This is a genomic window from Pontibacter russatus, from assembly GCF_009931655.1.
Lineage (GTDB): Bacteria > Bacteroidota > Bacteroidia > Cytophagales > Hymenobacteraceae > Pontibacter > Pontibacter russatus.
This window is the reverse complement of sequence record NZ_CP047984.1, coordinates 2,813,549-2,834,287: the sequence shown is the minus strand read 5'-3', so window position 1 is coordinate 2,834,287 and position 20,739 is coordinate 2,813,549. Positions and strand designations below refer to the sequence as shown.

The window sequence follows — 20,739 nt, the reverse complement described above, 5'->3', positions numbered from 1 at the left end:
TCTTGCTACCTGATACTTGTGTCCTTTTAACTATATGGTTAAAAAGCACACAAGTATCAGGCAATCTTATGAAAGCCATTTAACAATTAAATTATATAGCCGCCCCATATATAAATTTTAGGTGCTGCTCCGCACACCCTAGAAATGATGGAAGATATATCCGACAGCTTCATAAAGAAGGTGCGCAAAAGCCTGAAGCGCGGCAAGCAGGTACACCGGCGGCTGCCGCAGGGCGGGCTCGTCTATATAGACCGGCCCCTGCCCTTCCTGGTGCTTTTCCGCCACCCCGCCGGAAACCCCGACCACGCCACCGCCGACTTTGCGAAGGCCACGGCTTCCTATATCATCTCGCATGAGGAGCAGATGCCCGCTTTGCAGGAGCTGATAAGGGCGGTGGCGGAAGAGATGGCCGATCAGTTTGGCGCTTTTATGATACTGGAGTTGCTGGCTGCCCCCTCCGCAGACTCGGATACGCCACTGTTCAGGGTGCTGGGGCCGGAGAAGCAGCTGCCCGCCACCATCAGCACGCTGACCCAGGAGCTGGAGCAAATCAAAATCAGCGGCATCCACACTTCCGTGGAGACGGCCTCGAACAAGGCGCTGCTGGAAGGCCCGCTGCGCCTGATGCCGGAAGAAGAACTCAAAAAGCACAGCTACCTGATGCTCGGGCTGGAGATGAAGCCCGTTTACTCCGACAGCAAGACCGGTAGGGCTTACCCCCTGCTGCTCCGCACGCTCCGCGAGAAGCTCTCCAACGCCATCAAGAAAACGGTCTTTGACTTCCTGTCGGTGCAGACAGCCACCAAGCCCGTGCATTTCCAGGCGCTGGGGCGGCAGGCCGTGAACCGCGTGGTGTGGCGCATCGACAAGCAGCTGACCGCCATCAGCGACCAGTTCCAGTTTCTGCTGCTGGTGACGCCGGTGAACAACAACGAGGCCTGGGAGGAGTTCCGGAAGGCAAAATTCAGCAAGGCGCCCACGTTCCATTACCGCCTGATGCCCGTGGATGCTGACCAGCTGAAACGCACGCTCTACAACATCCCCATCGAGAAAATCGACGACCCCACCCTGGGCTTCCTGTTCCGGGACAAGCGCCACGAGTTGGACAAGATGCTGACCATGCTCGCCGACCGCAACACACCCGACTTTATATATAGCAGCATGCAGCTTTTCGGCGGGGTGGACGACCAGTTGCTGAAAGTGGCGGAGGGCATTCTGGCGGCCATCCCGGAGCCTGTCCGGGATGCTGACGCGGAAATTATACCTGTTCCAGAATTCGCTGCGCTGGCCGGGCAGGAGATTGATTTTCTGAAGGCCCAGTACAAAGGCGTGGACTCGGGGGTGGACGTGCGGGACGACGTGGTGGGCCTGATTGTGTCGAAGGGCAGGCTGAATGTGGGCACCGATGCCAAAATACCGCGCCACCGGGCGCAGGCGCTCATCCAGCACGAGGTAGGCACGCACATCCTGACGTATTTCAACGGCAAGGCCCAGCCGCTGCAGCAACTGTACGTGGGCAGCCCCGGCTACGAGGAGTTGCAGGAGGGGCTGGCCGTGCTGAGCGAATACCTGGTGGGCGGCCTCGACCAGGACAGGATGCGCATACTGGCGGCGCGCGTGGTAACGGTCTACCATCTTACCAAGGGCTGCAGCTTCACCGACAATTTCCACCGCCTGAAAGACGCGTATCATTTCGATGAGGAAACCGCTTTCGACATTGCCATGCGCGTACACCGCGGCGGCGGCCTCACCAAGGACGCCGTGTACCTGCGCGGCCTCGTACACCTGCTCGACTACCTGAAGCAGGGCCACGAGTTGGAGCCGCTGCTGATCGGCAAAATCCGGCAGGACTATATACCGATTGTGCAGGAGCTCATATATCGAAACGTGCTGCGGCCGGTGCCCATCAAGCCCCGCTACCTGCTCGATCCGGCCATCAAACCAAAACTGGAACAACTAAAGGCGGGCATATCAGTATTTAACCTATTGTAAAATCAGTATTCTTCACACCAGAACCATATATAATCCGCAACCAACACATGAATATAGCATTTGTAGTAAACGACATCAGCACCGAGAAAGCCTCCTATACCACCATTTTCCTGGCGCAGCGCATGCACAACCAGGGGCACAACGTGTACCTGACCGGCGTGGGCGACCTGGCCTATTACCCCGACGGCTATATGGGCGCCACCGCCGTGCAGGCCGACCCAAAGCACAAGTACAAATCCCCGGCTACCTATATAGAGGCCGTACAAGGCGAGAAGGCCACCCGTACGCGCATCACCGCCCCGGACCTGGACATCATCATGCTCCGCAACGACCCTTCCGCTGAGGGCGAGGGCCGCGCCTGGGCACAGAACGCGGGCATTATTTTCGGGCAGCTGGCCATGCGCCATGGCGTGATTGTGCTCAACGACCCCACCTCGCTCTCCGATGCCGTGAACAAGATGTACTTCCAGCATTTCCCGGAGGCCGTGCGCCCGCGCACCCTCATCACGCGCGACAAGAATGAGATCAAGGAGTTCTTCAGTGAGCAGAAGAACAACATCATCCTGAAGCCGCTGCAGGGCTCCGGCGGCTCGGGCGTATTTATGGTGAAGAAAGAAGACGCCACCAACCTGAACCAGATTGTGGAGGCCATCAGCCGCGACGGCTACGTGATAGCCCAGGAATACCTGCCGGAGGCCACCGAGGGCGACGTGCGCCTGTTTGTGATGAACGGCGAGGCGCTGCAGCACAAAGGCAAGTACTGCGCCATTCGCCGCGTCAACAGCAAGGACGACATCCGGAGCAACATGCACGCGGGCGGCTCGGCTGTGGCGGCCAAGGTAGACCAGCGCATGCTGGACCTGGTGGAGCTGGTGCGCCCGAAACTGATACAGGACGGGATGTTCCTGGTGGGCCTGGATATTGTGGGAAGTAAGCTGATGGAGATCAACGTGTTCAGCCCCGGTGCCTTGCCGGACGCCAGCGAGCTGGAGGGCGTGGACTTCTCGGAGCCCGTGATTGCGGCGCTGGAGCGGAAAGTGCATTACAAAAAAACCTACGGCACGCAGGTTGACAACAAGACCGTGGCGATGATTTGACACAGAGGAGCCACAACTCCTCTTCTTATATATGGCTAAGTCAGCGGTGGGCAAAACCGGCGGCTTAGCCATTTTTATATCCCAAACCCGGCACTACTGCTCTGGCAGGCAAGTTATATATAGCCCCTGCTTAAACCAGGCGGGTGCCTGCCAGAAGCGGGATATATATGAACATGCTATCATATGTAAATCAATTCCTATATCCCGATAGTGGGCATGGCTAAACCTGCCTGTCAGGAATCGATGCGGTGCATCTCGTTTTGTGCGGGTATTACAGTTTCGGCATCACTGCAAACCAGGCTGCCGCCACGGCGAGCGGAATCAGCGAAAGGAGGATTTTGACGAGAAGCCCCGGTGTGGCGGTGCCCAGCCGCCAGGAGTGACGGCTGAAGGCATAGCGGGCGCTCACGAGAAGCGAAAGCAGCAGCAAACCCGACAGCACCGCATGCGCCAGCAGTATATAGTGGGTTAAATCCGACTCCCGCTCCGGAATAACTCCCCACAGCCGCACCGCCCAGGGCACCATAGCCAGCAGGCACCCCAGCGCCAGCAAAGCCCCTACCCTCATCCGGAAAAGCGTGAGCCACGACACCACCCCGAACAACACCATGGCCGCCCGCAGCGCAACATCGGCATACGCCGAGTGCCCCACGCCGGCATAGCCCCTGAAAAAAAGGATAAAGGTGGCCACGGCCACGCCCGTCAGGAAGTACAGCAGGTATCTCGTCATATATAGATACCATACTGCAAAAAGGCTGTTTCAGATACTGCTTCTAAAAAAGGAGGCTGTCCCGCTGCTATAGATGCTATATGTAATGCAGGATAGATAAGTTTTAGCGCTCCTGTTATATACCATGCAGCAGCCCCTACGCCTCAATCTGTTCATCCTCATTCAGCGCCTCTACCTCCTCCTCATAAACCGGTGCTGGCTGCAGTTGCTCCACGAAGGTCGCCTTCACTCTTTCGGACAGGTTGAAATACGGAATCCAGATGGCGGCGCCCACCAGGGCGCCCACAATCGTGCTGATGCCTTCCGTGGCGCTTGCGGTCGGCAGGTTCAGGGCCCGCACCAGCATATAGTCGGACAGCACGAAACAGGCGTTAGCGGTATAAAAAATCACCATCAGCTTCGGGACGCTGCTGCGCCGCCGGATGAACAGGAAGATCAACAGCACGCTATATACCATAAATGCCACGTTCACGGCGAGCTCGGCCATGGACACTCCCACCAGCGCGGGCGAGTACACGTTGGAGGAGGCATTCAGCAGCTCGTCCCACACCTTCTGGTTAAAATACTCGTTCGATACCAGGAAATTCAGCACGCGCACCGGCGTGAAGAACAGCCCGATGAGAGGCAGCACCAGCCAGCCGCCGATGCTCTCCCTGCTGCTCCAGATGTCGTTTCCGTAGGCTGGCACAGGATCCCAGAAATACAATTTATATGCCCCGAAAGCGAAGCCGCCCGTCAGCACCAGCACCAGGAGCAGCACCGCCCAGCTAAAGTCGGTCTCAGCGCCAGCGGCAAGCGCCTTGTTATAGGTCAGGCCGTAGCTCAGTTCCTCCAGCAGGGCTTTCTGGTTGCGCAGGTAGCCGGCGGTGGCTTCGGCCTCCACATAATCCTGGTGCGACTGATACGAGTAGTGCAGCGTGAGTTCTTTTCCGCCCGGGCCGTAGTCCACTGTTTTCCGGAAGAAGAAGGCATCGTCGGCTATCTCCTTTTCCGCGTTGGCGATGGGCCAGCTCTCCGGCAGCAGCACCGTTATCTTCTGCTCTATATATAAGGGGTGGCTCAGCGCGAGCGGCATGGTTCGCTTGCTCGTTTTGGGCTGGCGTATATAGCCGCGCAGCACCTGGGGCGAGAACCACGCCTCCAGCACCTCCCCGTTTTCTTCCTGTTCCGCCCAGAAATTGCTGATGCTGTACTTCTCGATAACGGTGAAGGTATTGCTGGCCTCCATGTCCTCGAACGCCAGGTCGGCGGCTTTCTCAATCTCCGGGTACTGGCTGGCGTAGAAGTTCAGGTAGCTCTTCTCGATGTCCTTCAGGCTGGTGGTGGCGAAGTAGCTCCGCTGGTAATCGGCCTCCGAGCCGGTGTAGGCGGTGCGCACCTCCAGCGTCACGGGGCTTTCTGTGCCGTCCATATAGTATATCTCCTGCGCGCTGACGTGCGGCTCGTCTGTGGCGGGCGGTGCAACATCGGCCAGGTCTTTCGTGTGCGGGGCGATAACGAGCGCTTTGCCGTAGTTGGGCAGGTGAATGCTTTTGTAGTCGCCGCGCTGCTTGCTGATGGTGGCGTCGTACCAGTAGGCCTGCCCGCCCAGCAGCTCGACCCGCACAATGCAGTGGTTGAAGGCCTGCGGCGAGGGCAACTGGTTGTGTATATGCGCCGACGTGGAATTGACCAGCGCCGGGCTGGCCCTGATGTTCATCTGGCGCAGCATGGTACACAGCAGCAGGGCCTTGTCTTTGCAGTCGCCGAAGCGCTGCGCATATACCGCCGACGGGGAGCGGGGCTTGAAGCCGCCGATGCCCGCCTCAAAGCCCAGGTAGCGCACCTCGTCCTGCACAAAGCGCAGCGCCGCCTCCAGCCGGGCCTCGTCGCTGCCGTAGGCGCTGCTGATGCTGTCTATCTTCGCCTGCAGCGCCTTGCCTGGCTTCTCATGCCCCTCATACAGCGGCAGCGCCCACTGCGCCACCTCCTCCCACGAGCTGTACTCCGACAGGTAGACGCCAGGGTACGGGTCGAACCACGACGGTGTCTCATCGTCGACGGGGGTGGCGGGCAGGTCTTTCAGGTGCCAGGTGTAGGTGGTGTGGCCGTTGGCCGTGGCCACTCCCGGTTTCTTGTCGGTGCGGTACAGCTTGTAGTGGATGGTGCGGTCCTGCGGGGCCACCAGGCGCACCAGCAGTTCGTCCATCGGGTCGTAGCCCTGCAGGTTGAAGGAGCTGAAGAACTTGCCGCCGAACACCGGGTTGCCGCCTTTAATGGTGAAGGAATACGCCACCACATCCCCCACGCGCACATCCTCCAGCACCAGCACGGCCGTCAGGCTTTCGTCATAGATGCCCTGTTCCATGCCTTGCTCGCGCTGCAGCACCTTCACCCTGTCCAGGTCCAGTTGGTTGATGGGCTCCCCGTTGCGCCACACCACCACCTGGTGCAGTTGCAATTGCTCGTAGTGGGGGTCGAAGGAGATGTTCAGCTCCGAAAGGTTCTGCACGCCCTCCTCTGTCGTGAGTTTGTACACATACTGGTAATACCGCTCCTGCCGCGCCACCTCAAACTGTATGCTCATCTGCAGGTAATGGAAACCGCCGTTCACATCGCCCGGGCTGATGCTGGTCTGGGTGCGGGTGGGGAGTTTTTTGATCCAGGCCGGCTCGGGCGTTACCGATACGTTGCGGGGAGAAGCAAAGGTGACCGGTTGCCACAAGGCCAGAAGCAGCAGCAAGAGCAGCAACCTGACATGCTTAGGTTTGTTTTCAGGAAAAGTGTTCATGATAAAATAAAATATATAGGCTCTTAAATATAGTATATTTTATGTTATCAAGATATAAAACTATTCCGTAAAACTTTTTTATTTTATTTCCCGCCGGTACCTGCCGCCAAACATATAACCCGCTGTGCTGTATATATAGACCGGGGTGGCGAAAGCAGGGAGAGATGTATATATGGACAACAACAGGAAAGGCACCAGAGGCGCCAGCCAATCAGACACGGAGAAGAAAAGCTTTCGGGAGCAACTGGGCGCTCTGAAGAATCTGCCCAAGTTCTTCCGGCTCATCTGGGAGACGAGCCCGCGCATGACAGTTGCCAACGTGCTGCTGCGCCTGTTCAAATCTGCGCTGCCGATTACGCTGCTCTATATAGGCAAGCTGATCATAGACGAGGTGGTGCGGCTGACGGATGTGGCGGGCGACCGCGACCTGACCTACCTGTGGGTGCTGGTGGCGCTGGAACTGGGGCTGGCCGTGCTGTCGGACCTGATAAACCGGGGCATCACGCTGATGGACAGCCTGCTGGGCGACCTCTTCTCGAACCGCACTTCCGTCACGCTGATAGAGCACGCCGCCACGCTGGACCTGGCGCAGTTCGAAGATGCTACTTTTTATGACAAGCTGGAGCGGGCCCGGCGGCAAACGGTCACGCGCGTGGTGCTTATGTCGCAGGTGCTCTCGCAGGTGCAGGACATTGTCACCATCGGCTTCCTGGCGGCCGGTTTGATAGCATTCAACCCCTGGCTCATCCTGATTCTGCTGATTGCCGTGGTGCCGTCTTTTCTGGGGGAAAGCCACTTCAACGAGCGCACCTACTCCCTCTCCCGCTCCTGGACGCCCGAGCGCCGTGAGCTGGACTACCTGCGCTATATAGGCGCCTCCGACGAAACCGCCAAAGAAATCAAGACCTTCAACCTCTCGGGCTTCCTGGCCAGCCGCTTCAAAGAACTCTCCGACAGGTACTATGCCCTGAACAAAAGCATCACCGTGAAACGGGCCGTGTGGGGCAGCGCCCTCTCGGCCATCGGCACGCTGGCTTACTATGGTGCCTATATATTCATTTTGTTTCAGACGGTGATGGGCGTGATAACCATTGGTAGCCTCACGTTCCTGGCAGGCTCTTTCAGCAGCATGCGCGGTCTGCTACAGGGCATCATGACGCGCTTCTCCCAAATTGCCGAGAGTTCGCTTTACCTGCAGGACCTTTTTGATTTCCTGGAGCTGAAACCGCAGATCACGCCGCCCGCCAACCCGCTGCCGCTGCCGCGCCCCATCCGGCAGGGCTTTACTTTCGAGAATGTCGGCTTTAAGTACCACAACAGCGAAAGGTGGGCGGTGCGGCACCTGTCGTTTCATTTGAAGGCTGGGGAGAAAATGGCACTGGTGGGCGAGAACGGCGCTGGCAAAACCACGCTCGTGAAGCTGCTGGCACGGCTATATGAACCCTCCGAAGGCCGTATTCTGCTGGACGGCGTGGACCTGCGCGAGTATGACCTGAACGATCTTCGCCACCAGGTTGGCATTATTTTCCAGGACTACGTGCGCTTCCAGATGACCGCCTCCGACAACATCGCCATCGGCCAGATCAGCAATATCCTGGATAAGGAGCGCATCCAGGGGTCCGCCCAAAAGAGCCTCGCCGACCTTGTGATCCAGCGGCTGCCGGACAAGTACGACCAGGTGCTGGGCAAGCGTTTCGAGAAGGGCGTGGAGCTTTCGGGCGGTGAGTGGCAGAAGGTGGCGCTGGCCCGCGCCTATATGCGCGACGCGCAGCTCCTGATACTCGACGAACCCACCTCCGCTCTGGATGCCCGCGCCGAGCACGAGGTTTTCCTGCGCTTCTCCGAACTGATTGAAGGCCGCACCGCCGTCCTCATCTCCCACCGCTTCTCCACGGTGCGCATGGCCGACCGCATCCTGTTCCTGGAGCAGGGCCAGCTAAAGGAATTGGGCACGCACGAGGAACTGCTGGCGCGCAACGGCAAATATGCCGAGCTGTTCCTGCTGCAGGCAAAGGGGTATATGTAGCGCTTTTTATTTTGGTTTTACTAATTAGCGGCTGGGAGACTTATCTGTAGGAAAATGTTGGACAAGACGGCGGTTGCAGGAAGCATTAAACATCATCCGGGGAAGAAACCCAACTTACATTTAAGCAAAGCACTTCTTGTTAAAGTTCTTGCGGAGTGATTGTTTTTATTTCCTTGATAATACTCAGTCTGACGTCGTTAGTCAGGAAATATTTGGCTTCATATTCCAAAGCAGTTCCAACCTGAATGGAGTCAGGTGTTTTCAACTTATACTTTGCTCTTAATTCAGCCGCCCTGCATGCAACAGCAGAAGTTATTTCAAGTATCTCTATTCCCGATGCGGAAGACAGTATTCGCTTGTATTGCTCTACTAAATCCTGACGGTTCAACTTCATAGGTTGGACCAGGACTTCGAGGAGTGTCAAGGTTGAAGTAATAATGGCAAAATCACCTTTGTCAAAAGCGGCAAAGAAATTCTTAAGGCCAGCCTGATAAGCCGTATTACCTTCAATAAAGTAAATGAGCGGGCAGTATCCAGAAAAATGGTTTGGGACTTTAGTTTTCTCAATCCCATTGCCTTTCGTTTTCAATATACTTATCTATGTCCGTTTCTTTCCATATTTCGGAGCCAAGCCCGCCGATGGAAGACAGGCTGACATGTTTTTTTTCTACACTTTCCTTTTTTATCAGGGACACTACTTTCTCCAGTATGCTGATTCTGTCCAAATGGTTCAGCTGCTTTATCTGGCTTAAAATATCGCTTATGGCTCTCGTACTCATGGTGCTCTGCTTAATTCCTACCAATAATATACGGCATTTATACATCATTGATTTTTTCCTTTTGCCTGCGTGCTGGTATATGAGGTGAGCGAGGCATAGCAGAGTTTAGCTTATATACTTGGTCATGCAACGTTTTTCTTCCATTCATTATCCTTTTCACTTATAGAATAGCACCTACAACTTTATATGATGCAATTGATATAAAGAAAGAAAACACAAACATAACAACAGCTAAGATAAACTTCCTTATTCTCTGCTGTCTTGAAATCTGCTGATATGCTCTTTCTAACTCCTTCAGGTCAACCAGTTGCATTAAAGGCTTCTTTAACAGCACTTGAAGTGATAAGATATATCCCATTACCAAAATAGCACCCCAAAAATGAGATTTGCCTCCAAGCAGCAAGAAGATGAATACTGGTATTGCTGATGTTGATATTGAAACTTGAGAAGCGAGAACATTAGCCAAGCCATTATAAACGTATTTCTTTTGCCATTGCCCTATAATCTGCCCACAGTAATGGATAAAAACCCAATTCCATACGACCCTGTCTATAATGGTCGTTTCTGTCTTTTTGATGGGTATTTTCAATCCTTTATTATGTGTTGGGGGAATTATAATACTGTATAACTACCATATAGCAGGAGCCCCTGCCTCTTCTCTCTTTTTGCGATGCCTATGAGCGATACATTACTCATTAATGAAATAGTAGGAACTTACTTTGAGCTTTTAGCCGCACCGGATGCATCCAGTTCTTTGATTTCGACTTTACGGAAGTCGATGGCCTGGCCTTCGCTTTGCAGGGCTATATATCCTTCGCTCAGCAGCTTGCCGTCCTGCTTTAGGGCCGGGTCAAAATTGTTGACCACACCGCCGCCGATCTGCGGCTTCGTGTACTGCAGCACTGTGTCGCCGTTAATGATATGCTTCACCAGGGAATCCCCCAGAACGATAAGCTCCGCCCGCACCCACTCGTCTATGTCATAAGTTTTAGAGCTGGAATCGATGCAATGCCGGGGGTCAATTTTGCCTTCATACACTACGTCAGTGCCCGGCGAGCACATGTTGCCGGTGGGGCGCGGCTTGCCGTCACCTAGGCTCGCCAGAAACTGCATCTCCACCGAGATGGGCCAATCCTGCTCCTTCGGCATCGTTCGCGGGTCCTGGGAGTGGAACATCACGCCGCTGTTCCGGATGGTATAGTCCGGCGCGCCCGGATGCCACTCATCGGCGAAGCGGTACTCCACCACCAGGTGGTAACTGGAGAACGGCCGCTTGTAATACAGGTGCCCGTACTGCTCGTTGAAGTCGCCGTACTGGTCGTAGCGCACTTTAATCATGCCATCCTCCACCCGGAAGGTGTTGCCGAAGTTCTCGTCCACCTCGTGGTGGTGTATCTTCACAATCCAGTCCTCTATATCCTTCCCGTTGAAAAGCGACACCCACTCTCCTTTTTCGGCTGCTTTGGTTTCTTCGGCTTCGGCAATGTTTTGCTCCGGCGCAGACGAGGTGCAGGCCAGCAGCAAAAAGGCAAAAATCCATGGGCCATAAATAGACGCATGCTTCTGAAGGGTGATTCTTATTGACATAGTCGTTTCAGTGATACTGTATGAAAGTTTACGATGATAAGCTTCGCGCATGCCCTGACGGCCTTGCCCGTACTAATATAGGAAGCTTCGGGTAAATTAACCCTATATATCCGCCAGCGCCTTCTCCACGTGGAACATCCGTTTATATATCCCGCAGCTTAAAACGGGAAAAAGTAGGGCAGGATGATTGAGGCGAGCAGCCAGAAGAGGAGGTTGAGCGGTGTGCCCACTTTCAGGTAGTCAGTGAAGCGGTAGTTGCCGGGGCCATATATCATGGTGTTGGTCTGGTAGCCCATCGGCGTCATGAAGCTAAGGGAGGCCCCATAGGTCACCGCCATCAGGAAAGGCCGCACGCTCACCCCCATTTCGTGTGCCGTCACGATGGCAATGGGGGCCAGCAGCGCCGCCGTGGCATTGTTCGACATGAAGTTGGTGCTCATAAAAGTGATGAAGAAAAAGACGGACATGAGCGCGTGCGGCCCATGGTCGCCCACACCAGCTATCAGGAAGTCGGCCAGCAGCTTGGCGGCACCGGTTTTTTCGAGAGCGGTGCCCATCGAGAGCACACCCGCCAGCATGAAAATCACTTTCCAGTCAATCGCCTTGTACGCCTCATCCATCCGGATGCACTTGAGGAGAATCAGCACCATTACGCCCGTCATGGCACTCAGCACAATCGGTATCAGCCCTGTTGCCGCCGCAGCCACCACCGCCACACTGACAGTGAGCACCGGTATAATCTTGCCGTAGTTGAAAGGCCGGTGCTCGGTTTGGGAGATAATGAGCAAATCGTCGTTTTTGCGCAACTTCTCTGCCTGGCTCTGGCTGGCGGCAATGAGCAGCACGTCGCCGGCGGAGAGTTTGATGTGCCCCGGCTTCTCGTTCACAATCGCATCGCGGTGGCGGATGGCCAGCACGGAGGCGCCGTGGTTATAGGCCCGGAAATCCAGTTCCTTCAGCGACTTGCCCTCCATATAGGAGTTGGGGGTGATGATGGCCTCGTAGAGCTTGCTGTCGTTGAGGTGCAGGCTGTCGTCGTGGAACTTCCGCTCCGACTTCAGTTTTATGCCCTTCTCCTCCTTCAGCATTTTCAGCTTCTCCACGCCGCAGCGCACCTTCAGCACATCGTTTGCCTCCAGCACAAGCGAGGGGCTGACGGGGACACTCTTTTTCCGCCGCGTTACCTGCATCACAATCACATCCAGGTTCTGCACCAGCCCTGTCTTTTCCAGCGGCATCCCCACCGAGGGTGAGTCGGGCAGCAGCACCACCTCGGTCAGGTACTGCCCCAGGTTAAAGTCCTCGGAAAGGTCTTCGGCTAATTTGCGGTTGGGCAGCAGGTGCCTCCCCACAAAAAACATATAGGCAATGCCCACCAGCAGAAAACATATGCCAGCGGGCGTAAACTCAAACATCCCAAGCGGCTCCTCGCCCTGCGCCTGCGCAATACCACTGACCAGGATGTTGGTGGAGGTGCCGATAAGGGTGCAGACACCGCCCAGCAGCGCGCTGAACGACAGCGGGATAAGCAGTTTGGAGGGACTGACGCGGATGTCTTTGCTCACCTGAATGACCATGGGCATGAGCAGCGCCACCACCGCTGTGTCGTTGATGAACGCCGACAGGGCACCGGAAATGAGCATGACAAAAAGCAGGCAAAGGAGGTAGTTCTTGCGGCCGACGCGCGTCAGGATAATGCCGATACTGTTCAGGGCCCCGGACTTGAAGATGGCCGAACTGACGATGAACATGGCGGCCACGGTCAGGGTGGCGGGGTTGCTGAAGCCCGCGAAGCCCTCTGCCGGCGTCAGCACGCCAGTGAGCATGAACAGCACCATGATGAGGATGGCCACGGTGTCGATAGACAGGCGCTCGGACACAAACAGGACAACTGCCAGTGTGATGATCCCAAGCACTAAGGCTATCTCATAGGTCATAGGCGCGAAGGCGATGCTTTAGCCACCTGCGTTTGAGTGCTAAGTGTTGCAAATACAGCGTATCGCGGTAAAATCAGCAGCAGGCAAAGTCCGGATTGAGAATTTTTATATGCCTGTTACGGCTAAACCTCTAAAAGGCTCTATATTTTATTGATAAGGTGCGGGCTGTCCAGAAAAAATCAGGCCCCTAGCCATACTTCTGCCTCATCAAGCGAAGAAAAGCTTTCTGAAGGCATCTGGCTTTTTCCGTTTATCTCCTCTACCTGCAGGGTGGCAATGCGGTCTGTGGGTACCACAAAGGCGGCCTTCGCCAACCCGCCTCCCTGTATCAGGTTGTGCGCCTCCAGGTGCAGGCTGCTGAGCGGCTGCGGGTGCGTCAGCATGGTGCGCAGGTCTATCAACAGGCTGAAGCCCGGCTTCGCCATCCGGATCGTTTTCTGCAGATCATCCAGAAAGTCAGGCACGGCTTCCCTGTTCTTCCAGAAACCCTTCACAACGTGGTATATCCTATTTCTGCTATTATCGTATATAAACTCGTAACAATCATTCCGGGCCACTACTATTTTGGACTTGTCGGGGGCGGTATGTAGGTTTTCAGGGTGCATAAGGTCTTAGTTGTTCTACGTACTTCTGCCACCGCTGCGTATCATAATGCTTAGTTTCTGTTAAGCTTTATAAAGATACGCTGTTCCCTTTTGGCTCATCATATCCGGAAACTCCCTGCTGCCTGGCCCATACAGGAAAATCTGCACTCAAATTACTTCAGAAACTCTGCTGCTATAGGTTCAGTTTGCCGGAGAGGCTGTGCACCACGCCGTTTTTTGCCTGCGCCTTGTCGCCGCTGATGCGCAGGCCGTCTATGAGGGTGTAGTCTTTTTTGCGGCAGACGGTTATGCTGGTGTGCGCGAGCGTCTCGAGAGTGGCCCCATCTTTAAAATCTTTCTCCTGAAACACCCCTTCCAGTATATGGCCCAACAGCACCGCCCTTATCCGCACAGGGGGCAGATCCTTTAGTTTCGCAAGTTCTGCTTCGGGCGGGGCGAGAATGGTATATGGCGCATCGCCTGAAAGAACGGGGGTGAGACCCGCTTTGGTAACGAGCTCCGCCAGCACCGGCCTTTCCTGCATCACATACTGCATCAGGGTTATGCGCTTTGCCGCCTCCTGTGCCAGCAGGGGCTGCCCCAGTGCCAGCAGCAGCGCCAGCACGGCAAGCTTCCTATACAACCGGTGATACAGTTCCCTCATGGTACAAGGCGTTGATACTTATTATATATACGAAGATATATATAATAAGGCTACACATCGTTCCCCAGAGAAGTGCCAGGGCTGCAAGGTTTTAAGCTCCCTCAGAACAGGCGCCAGTTGCCGATTTGCTCAAAGAAGCTCGGCAGCGCCTGCGGCACCAGCACCAGGCTCAGCACAAAGCCATATACCGCGCCGTACAGGTGCGCATCGTGGTTGATGTTGTCGCCCATGCGCTTGCCGGAGTAGTAGGAGTACAGCACGTACAGCACCCCCAGGATAAACCCGGGAATGCACAGCAGCCCGTACAGGCAGATGTCGTTGGTGGGGTAAAACAGGATGCTGGAGAACACTACCGAAGCCACGCCGCCCGAAGCGCCTAGCGCGCGGTAAGGCGGGTCGTTGCGGTGCTTGAAGTAAGTGGGGATATCGGAGATAATGATGCCGCCCAGGTAGAGCAGCAGGTACAGCAGGATGCCCGTCTCCGCCCCAAATATAACCATGAACGTCTGCTCCACGGCCTGCCCGAAAAAGAACAGCGTGAACATGTTGAAGAACAGGTGCATCATGTCGGCGTGCAGGAAGCCGGAGGTCAGGAAGCGGTACCAGGAGTTGTCACGCTGCACGGCGTATGGCTGGAAAATCCATTTGTGCATCAGGCTTTCGTTCTGCCACGCATACAGGGATATTCCAACGGTGATAATAATCAATATAAGGGTAACGCTCATTAGTTGAATTTTGAATGAGTGACTGAGTGAATGACTGAATACTTAAATGGTTGAATTGTTGAATGGATGTAGCACGCTTTATATATGCTTTTTTGATACCTGCGAAGCGATAATCAGCAATCAGCAACCCAACAAAAAATCACACCTGCGGTCCAACTATTAAGCCATATAGCCATTTAACCATTAATTATCCCGCTCCATCAGTTGCAGGGCCAGGCCCCGGATCGTGCTTTTGCGCTCCTCCGGCAGTTGCACGGCATCGAGGTGGTGCAGCGCTTTCCGGAAATAGGAATCTATCTGCTGCTCTGTCTGGTGCCGGATGTGGAGTTGGTTATATATGGCGGTGATGGCGTCCACTTTCTCCAAGGCTATGCTGCTATCCGTTTTGTCGCGCCAGCCGATGATGGTTTGCCGCTGCGCCGCATTGGCCTGCTCCAGCGCCGTCAGCATCAGAAAGGTCTTCTTGTCTGACAGAATGTCGCCGCCCACCTGCTTGCCGAACTTGGCCTTGTCGCCATATACATCCAGCAGGTCGTCGCGGAGCTGGAACGCGATGCCCACGTTAATGCCGAAGTCTTTCAGGTGCTCTGCATCGGCAATAGGCGCGTTCTGGAGAATAGCGCCCATCTCCAGGCTGAAGCCCAGGAGCACCGCCGTCTTCAGCGTGATCATATGGATGTACTCCTGGATGCTCACCTGCTCCCGGCGCTCAAAGTTCATGTCCAGCTGCTGGCCCTCGCAAACCTGCGCGGCTGTTTCGCTGAACAGTTCCAGCACCTGCGCCAGCTTGGTTTGCTCCACCCCCAGCAGCAGCTGGTAGGCCCGCACCACCATCACGTCGCCCGACAGGATGGCCGTGTTGGCATTCCACTTCTCGTGTACGGTCTGCTCACCCCGGCGCAGCGGGGCCTTGTCCATGATGTCGTCGTGCATGAGCGTGAAGTTGTGGAAAACCTCTACCGCCGCCGCCGGCAAAAGGGCCTTTTCTACATCCTCGTCGTACATCTTGGCAGCCAGCAGCACCAGCATGGGCCTGATGCGCTTGCCGCCCAGCGCCATGATATAGCGGATCGGCTCATATAGTTCCACCGGGTGCTCGCCATAGCGCAGCGTGGACAAGGTATGGTGTATCTTTCCGGAAAGGGTACTGATATCCACAGAATTTCTATGTAACTGGTCAGTGATAAGCAGGCGTTTCATGCGCGCTTTCAGGGCTTCCAACAACCATCATCCCGCCTTGTTCAAAGGTGAGGATATATACATGCCGTTACCGTAAGAAGCGCGCGAGGCGGCCTTTTGCCAACTATTTTTTCAGGGTTTGCACAAGCTCCAGATCGATGGTGCGGTCGGCCAGGTTGGCGCTTTTCACCTCCACCAGCACCTCGTCGCCAAACGAGATGATGCGCTTGTTCTGGCGGCCGATGATGCGGTAGTTGGCCGAGTCGAGTTCGTAGTAGTCGTCGTTCAGGTCCGACAGCCGCACCATGCCCTCGCATTTGTTCTCCTCGATCTCCACAAATATACCCCATTCTGTGACACCAGACACAATGCCTTTATACTGGTTGCCGATGGTGTCTTTCATAAACTCCACCTGCTTGTACTTGATAGAGGCGCGCTCGGCGTCGGCGGCGCGCTTCTCCATCTCGGAAGAGTGGCGGCAGCGCTCCTCATATGCCTCCTTGTCCTCTGACTTGCCGCCGTCGAGGTAGTGCTGCAGCAGGCGGTGCGCCATCATGTCGGGGTAGCGGCGGATGGGCGAGGTGAAGTGCGAGTAGTGTTCGAAGGCCAGGCCGAAGTGACCTTCGGGCTCGGTGCTGTACTTGGCCTTGGCCATCGTTCGGATGGCCAGGTTCTGTAGTACGCTCTGCTCCGGCTTGCCTTCAATTTCCTCCGTCAGGTTGTTCAGTTCTTCGGATATATCGCCGTCCGGGTCTACTTTGTAGCCGAACTTGCGGGCAAACAGCGAGAAAGTACTCAGTTTTTCGGGGTCGGGCTGGCCGTGCGTGCGGTACACCATGGTCGGGCGTTTTTTGCCTCTGCCCAGGTTAAAGACATACTCGGCCACCTTTTTGTTGGCCAGCAGCATGAACTCCTCAATCAACTTGTGCGCGTCCTTGCGCTCCTTCACATACACCGACAGCGGGCGGCCTTTCTCATCCAGCTTAAACTTCACCTCCACCGTCTCAAAGCTGATGGCGCCGTTCTTGAAGCGCTTGTCTTTGAGCTTTTTGGCGATGCCGTTCAGAATGTTGATTTCTTCCACAAAGTCGCCTTCGCCGGTTTCGATGCGTTCCTGCGCCTCCTCATAGGAGAAGCGGCGGTCGGAGTAGATGATGGTGCGGCCAAACCACGACTCATACAGCTTGCCGTTCTCATCCAGCTCAAACACCGCTGAGAACGTCAGTTTCTCCTCGTTGGGCCTGAGCGAGCAGAGACCGTTGGAAAGGCGCTCGGGCAGCATCGGGATGGTCCTGTCCACGAGGTATACCGAGGTGGCCCTGTGGAAGGCCTCTTTCTCCAATATGGTTTTTGGCTGCACGTAGTGCGTCACGTCGGCAATATGCACGCCTATCTCGTAATGGCCGTTCTCCAGCTTTTGGATAGACAGGGCATCGTCGAAGTCCTTGGCGTCGGCCGGGTCGATGGTGAAGGTAGTGACGTCGCGGAAATCGCGGCGCTTGGCAATCTCGGCTTCCGTAATCTTGTCGGAGATGCTTTCCGCCTCTTCCTCTACTGCCTCGTCGAACTCAAACGGCAAACCGAACTCCGCCATGATGGAGTGAATCTCGGCCTCGTTCTCTCCGGCCGGACCGAACACGCGGATTACCTCGCCGGTAGGGTTCTTGTCGGGTTTGCTGGGCCACTCCACGATCTTCACCAGCACTTTGTCGCCAGAGGTCGCGCCGTTCAGGCCACGCTCCCCCACAAACACGTCAAAATAAAGCTTCTTGAAGTCGGGCACCACGAAGCCGAAGTTCTTCGACAGTTGCATGATACCCACCAGCTCGGTGCGGGAGCGCTCCAGCACTTCTATCACCACGCCCTCCTGCCGGCCACCGCGCACGGTAGGCGACACTTCAACCTTTACGGTATCACCGTCCATGGCGTACTTCAGGTGCTCCCGGTACACGCGCACATCGTCTTCGCGCCCCTCTGATACAATGTAAGCGTATTTGCTGTTCGCCAGGTCCACGCGGCCGGTAATGATGTCCACCTTCAGGTTCATCATATACTTGTCGTCGTCAATCGGCAGCAGCTTGTTTTCTTTTACCAGGGCATGCAGGATGCTGTTTACCTGGTCGCGGCCTTTCTTGTCCGTCACGCCGAGGCGGCGGCACAGCGAGCGTTCGGTATATACGGTGTCGGGGCTGTTAGAAAAGGCCTCCAGTACAAGTGCCTTTGCTGATTTGGGGCTTCCTTTGCGGTCCGAGCCGCCGCTGCGCCGGGAGGAGCCTCCCCTGTCGGATGATCTGCGGCCGGATGAGTCTTTCCCTCTGGATGATGAATCGCCCCGTCCTCTGGAGCTGTTGCGATCGTCGCGGCCTTCGCCGCCTTTATTCTTTTTGCTTCTCATGTATCTTCTAATGCATCTGGCGGCCGCCAAAACAGCAACCGCTTCTATCTTACAAACTTCTGATTAAATAGTTTACTGACTATACGCCGGATGGGACTGTATGGCTAAGGTGCGGGCTATTTTCCCTCAATTTATATATAATATTTTATATAAGCTATTGGCCGGGAAAATGCCCGCCTGTAGTGTGGCGTAACTTATATATGGCCTTACTTATCAGGCAGTGGTGCTGCAACTGGATTCCTTTGATGCTATAGCTAAAAAACCTATTCAAGATGGGGCGACACAGGTCGCAGCCTATATAAAACGCATGCTGGGCTGCCGCAACAGAATAATTCTGTATGGAGACTAAAGCCCCGCCTTCATCGCCTCGCGCCGCTGCTGTGCCGCCATAATATCTTCCGGTTCGCCTTTCGGGATGGCGCTGAGCAGGGCGCGGGTATACTCCTGCTGCGGGTTTTGAAAGAGTTGAGCAGGTGTGCCGCTCTCGATAATCCGGCCTTGGCGCATCACCAGAATGCGGTCAGCCATGTGTCGGGCCACGGAGAGGTCGTGGGTGATGAAGATATAGGTGATGCCAAGTTCCTGCTTCAGCCTGTTCAGCAGATTCAGCACCTGCGCCTGCACCGACACGTCCAGGGAAGAGACCGGCTCGTCGCAGATGAGGCACTTTGGCTGCAGCGCCAGCGCCCGCGCGATGCTGATGCGCTGCCGCTGCCCGCCCGAGAACTCGTGTGGATAACGCTGGAAGTGCTCCGGCACAAGCTTCACTTTCTCAAGCAGTTCCATAGCTTTTCCACGGCGTTCGCTGCTGCCGCCATATAGGTTATGCACCTGCATCGGTTCCATAATGGCCTCGCCTATGGTGTGCATGGGGTTGAGCGACGCATACGGGTCCTGGAAAATCATCTGTAAATTCCGGCGGCTTCGACGCAACTCTTCTGCACTGAGTTGGGCGATGTCGCGGCCGCCAAACTGGATGCTGCCTGCTGTCGGTTCAACCAGGCGCAGGAGCGCCCGGCCCAGCGTTGTTTTGCCGCAGCCCGATTCGCCCACCAACCCGATTGTCTCGCCAGACTGCACCTCAAAGCTTACGCCGTCTACGGCCTTTATATAGTCGGTGGTGCGCCCGAAGAGGCCTTTCCTGATCGGGAAATACACTTTCAAATCCTTTACCCGCAGCAGCGGCTTTTGTTTGTTTTCCTGTTGCTGCCTTTGGCTTGCCGCGGTGCCTCTATCTATATAGCTGTTCATCCCATCTTCCAGCGGCGGGGCATATATAAGCTTCTTCTTTTCTGTGATGTTTCCCAAGGCATCCTCCTCCATAAAATCAGCCACGGTAGGGAGCACAGCCTGGGGTTGAGCCGAAAGACTGGGCCTGCAGGCCAACAGGCCCTTCGTGTACGGGTGCTGCGGGTTGGTGAAGATGTCCAACACCCTGCCCTGCTCCACCAGTTTGCCCCTGTACATCACCAGAATGCGGTCGGCTACCCCGGCTACCACACCGAGATCGTGGGTGATGAACAGCACGGCCGTGTTCTCCCTCACGCGCAGTTCGTCTATCAGCTGCAGCATCCGCGCCTGCACCGTTACGTCCAGCGCCGTGGTGGGCTCGTCGGCAATAAGGAGGGTTGGCCCGCAGGCCATAGCCATGGCAACCATCACGCGCTGCTTCTGCCCACCAGAAATTTCATGTGGATAAGCGTTATATATAGCCTCCGGCCGAGGCAACTTTACCTTTTCAAAAAGCAGGATAGTGCGTTCTCTGGCTGCTTTTTTTGATAGAGGCGTGTGTAGCAGCAGCGCTTCGGCCACTTGTTTTCCACAGGTGGTTACGGGGTTCAGCGACGACATCGGCTCCTGGAAAATCATGCTGATCTCGCTGCCGCGCAGTTGCCGCATCTGCTTTTCAGGCAGCCGGAACAGGTCTACCTGCCCCAGTTTCTCAGACTGAAACGCAGCCTTCCCTCCTGCTATCCTTCCCGGCCTGTCAATCAGTTGCATCAACGACAGCGCCGTCACCGACTTGCCTGAGCCCGACTCCCCTACGATGGCCACTGTCTCACCGGGATATATCTCAAAGGATATCTTGTCCACGGCCTTGGTGACGCCGTAGTGGGTGGAGAAAAGTGTTTCCAGATCTTCAATTTGAAGTAAGGGAGTGCGTGCAGACAAGGATAACCCGTTTTGGTGTTTCAGGTAAAAATAGGGCTTTTGGCGCAATACCCGAGCGTTTATCTCTGATTGTGCCGAATAGTTATATATAAACCGGCTTGT

16 protein-coding genes are annotated in these 20,739 nt (G+C 55.5%); 3 read left to right on the top strand and 13 right to left on the bottom strand.

Annotation, left to right across the window (positions count from 1 at the left end; translation table 11 throughout):
* Positions 1-144 precede the first annotated feature (144 nt).
* Together GSQ62_RS11440 and GSQ62_RS11435 are read left to right on the top strand one after the other, a co-directional pair.
* Positions 145-1,992, top strand: coding sequence for a flavohemoglobin expression-modulating QEGLA motif protein (locus GSQ62_RS11440; protein WP_161889625.1), 1,848 nt, complete (start codon positions 145-147; stop codon positions 1,990-1,992).
* Positions 1,993-2,039: 47 nt separating this feature from the next.
* A complete protein-coding gene (locus tag GSQ62_RS11435) occupies positions 2,040-3,089 on the top strand; it encodes a glutathione synthetase (RefSeq protein WP_161889624.1) in 1,050 nt (349 codons plus the stop codon).
* A gap of 271 nt (positions 3,090-3,360) precedes the next feature.
* On the opposite strand, the gene GSQ62_RS11430 is transcribed toward GSQ62_RS11435, so the two are convergent.
* Both GSQ62_RS11430 and GSQ62_RS11425 read right to left on the bottom strand, forming a co-directional pair.
* Positions 3,361-3,819: a hypothetical protein gene (locus tag GSQ62_RS11430; protein WP_161889623.1), complete on the bottom strand. Its 459-nt coding sequence runs from the start codon at positions 3,817-3,819 to the stop codon at positions 3,361-3,363.
* A 136-nt stretch (positions 3,820-3,955) separates the two neighbouring features.
* The gene (locus GSQ62_RS11425; protein ID WP_161889622.1) at positions 3,956-6,589 is read right to left on the bottom strand and encodes a DUF3857 domain-containing protein; all 2,634 of its coding nucleotides are present in this window, start codon (positions 6,587-6,589) and stop codon (positions 3,956-3,958) included.
* A gap of 172 nt (positions 6,590-6,761) precedes the next feature.
* Here GSQ62_RS11425 and GSQ62_RS11420 point away from each other — a divergent pair, with 172 nt between their 5' ends.
* Positions 6,762-8,615 (top strand): ABC transporter ATP-binding protein, encoded by a 1,854-nt coding sequence (locus tag GSQ62_RS11420; protein ID WP_161889621.1) that lies wholly within the window; start codon positions 6,762-6,764, stop codon positions 8,613-8,615.
* A 139-nt stretch (positions 8,616-8,754) separates the two neighbouring features.
* Here the strand turns inward: GSQ62_RS11420 and GSQ62_RS11415 are convergent, their stop codons facing one another.
* From GSQ62_RS11415 to GSQ62_RS11365, 11 genes are all read right to left on the bottom strand, one after another.
* Complete coding sequence (locus tag GSQ62_RS11415; protein WP_161889620.1) at positions 8,755-9,204, bottom strand: type II toxin-antitoxin system VapC family toxin; 450 nt, start codon at positions 9,202-9,204, stop codon at positions 8,755-8,757.
* Positions 9,179-9,394, bottom strand: a complete 216-nt coding sequence (locus GSQ62_RS11410) for a hypothetical protein (RefSeq protein WP_161889619.1) — start codon at positions 9,392-9,394, stop codon at positions 9,179-9,181. Before GSQ62_RS11410 ends, GSQ62_RS11415 begins: the two co-directional genes overlap by 26 nt.
* A 160-nt stretch (positions 9,395-9,554) precedes the next feature.
* Positions 9,555-9,983 (bottom strand): hypothetical protein, encoded by a 429-nt coding sequence (locus GSQ62_RS11405; protein WP_161889618.1) that lies wholly within the window; start codon positions 9,981-9,983, stop codon positions 9,555-9,557.
* 125 nt (positions 9,984-10,108) lie between these two features.
* A complete protein-coding gene (locus GSQ62_RS11400) occupies positions 10,109-10,981 on the bottom strand; it encodes a 3-keto-disaccharide hydrolase (RefSeq protein WP_161889617.1) in 873 nt (290 codons plus the stop codon).
* 158 nt (positions 10,982-11,139) lie between these two features.
* Positions 11,140-12,918: an SLC13 family permease gene (locus tag GSQ62_RS11395; protein WP_161889616.1), complete on the bottom strand. Its 1,779-nt coding sequence runs from the start codon at positions 12,916-12,918 to the stop codon at positions 11,140-11,142.
* Between the two features lie 179 nt (positions 12,919-13,097).
* Positions 13,098-13,523, bottom strand: coding sequence for a hypothetical protein (locus GSQ62_RS11390; RefSeq protein WP_161889615.1), 426 nt, complete (start codon positions 13,521-13,523; stop codon positions 13,098-13,100).
* Between the two features lie 172 nt (positions 13,524-13,695).
* Positions 13,696-14,166: a fasciclin domain-containing protein gene (locus GSQ62_RS11385; protein WP_161889614.1), complete on the bottom strand. Its 471-nt coding sequence runs from the start codon at positions 14,164-14,166 to the stop codon at positions 13,696-13,698.
* 101 nt (positions 14,167-14,267) lie between these two features.
* Positions 14,268-14,891, bottom strand: a complete 624-nt coding sequence (locus tag GSQ62_RS11380; protein ID WP_161889613.1) for a rhomboid family intramembrane serine protease — start codon at positions 14,889-14,891, stop codon at positions 14,268-14,270.
* A 183-nt stretch (positions 14,892-15,074) separates the two neighbouring features.
* Positions 15,075-16,049 carry a polyprenyl synthetase family protein gene (locus GSQ62_RS11375; protein WP_161891419.1) on the bottom strand — a complete coding sequence of 325 codons (975 nt, stop codon included), beginning with the start codon at positions 16,047-16,049 and terminating at the stop codon, positions 15,075-15,077.
* A gap of 145 nt (positions 16,050-16,194) precedes the next feature.
* On the bottom strand, positions 16,195-18,465 hold the full coding sequence (gene rnr / locus GSQ62_RS11370) for a ribonuclease R (protein ID WP_161889612.1): 2,271 nt from the start codon (positions 18,463-18,465) through the stop codon (positions 16,195-16,197).
* 345 nt (positions 18,466-18,810) lie between these two features.
* Positions 18,811-20,637, bottom strand: coding sequence for an ABC transporter ATP-binding protein (locus tag GSQ62_RS11365; protein WP_161889611.1), 1,827 nt, complete (start codon positions 20,635-20,637; stop codon positions 18,811-18,813).
* Positions 20,638-20,739 lie beyond the last annotated feature (102 nt).

Excerpts from the sequence above, each read along its gene's own strand:
- GSQ62_RS11420 (WP_161889621.1), top strand. The coding sequence starts at position 6,762 with ATGGACAACAACAGGAAAGGCACCAGAGGCGCCAGCCAATCAGACACG.
- GSQ62_RS11395 (WP_161889616.1), bottom strand. The coding sequence starts at position 12,918 with ATGACCTATGAGATAGCCTTAGTGCTTGGGATCATCACACTGGCAGTT.
- rnr (WP_161889612.1), bottom strand. The coding sequence starts at position 18,465 with ATGAGAAGCAAAAAGAATAAAGGCGGCGAAGGCCGCGACGATCGCAAC.
- GSQ62_RS11430 (WP_161889623.1), bottom strand. The coding sequence starts at position 3,819 with ATGACGAGATACCTGCTGTACTTCCTGACGGGCGTGGCCGTGGCCACC.
- GSQ62_RS11435 (WP_161889624.1), top strand. The coding sequence starts at position 2,040 with ATGAATATAGCATTTGTAGTAAACGACATCAGCACCGAGAAAGCCTCC.
- GSQ62_RS11390 (WP_161889615.1), bottom strand. The coding sequence starts at position 13,523 with ATGCACCCTGAAAACCTACATACCGCCCCCGACAAGTCCAAAATAGTA.
- GSQ62_RS11410 (WP_161889619.1), bottom strand. The coding sequence starts at position 9,394 with ATGAGTACGAGAGCCATAAGCGATATTTTAAGCCAGATAAAGCAGCTG.
- GSQ62_RS11440 (WP_161889625.1), top strand. The coding sequence starts at position 145 with ATGATGGAAGATATATCCGACAGCTTCATAAAGAAGGTGCGCAAAAGC.
- GSQ62_RS11400 (WP_161889617.1), bottom strand. The coding sequence starts at position 10,981 with ATGTCAATAAGAATCACCCTTCAGAAGCATGCGTCTATTTATGGCCCA.
- GSQ62_RS11425 (WP_161889622.1), bottom strand. The coding sequence starts at position 6,589 with ATGAACACTTTTCCTGAAAACAAACCTAAGCATGTCAGGTTGCTGCTC.
- GSQ62_RS11380 (WP_161889613.1), bottom strand. The coding sequence starts at position 14,891 with ATGAGCGTTACCCTTATATTGATTATTATCACCGTTGGAATATCCCTG.
- GSQ62_RS11385 (WP_161889614.1), bottom strand. The coding sequence starts at position 14,166 with ATGAGGGAACTGTATCACCGGTTGTATAGGAAGCTTGCCGTGCTGGCG.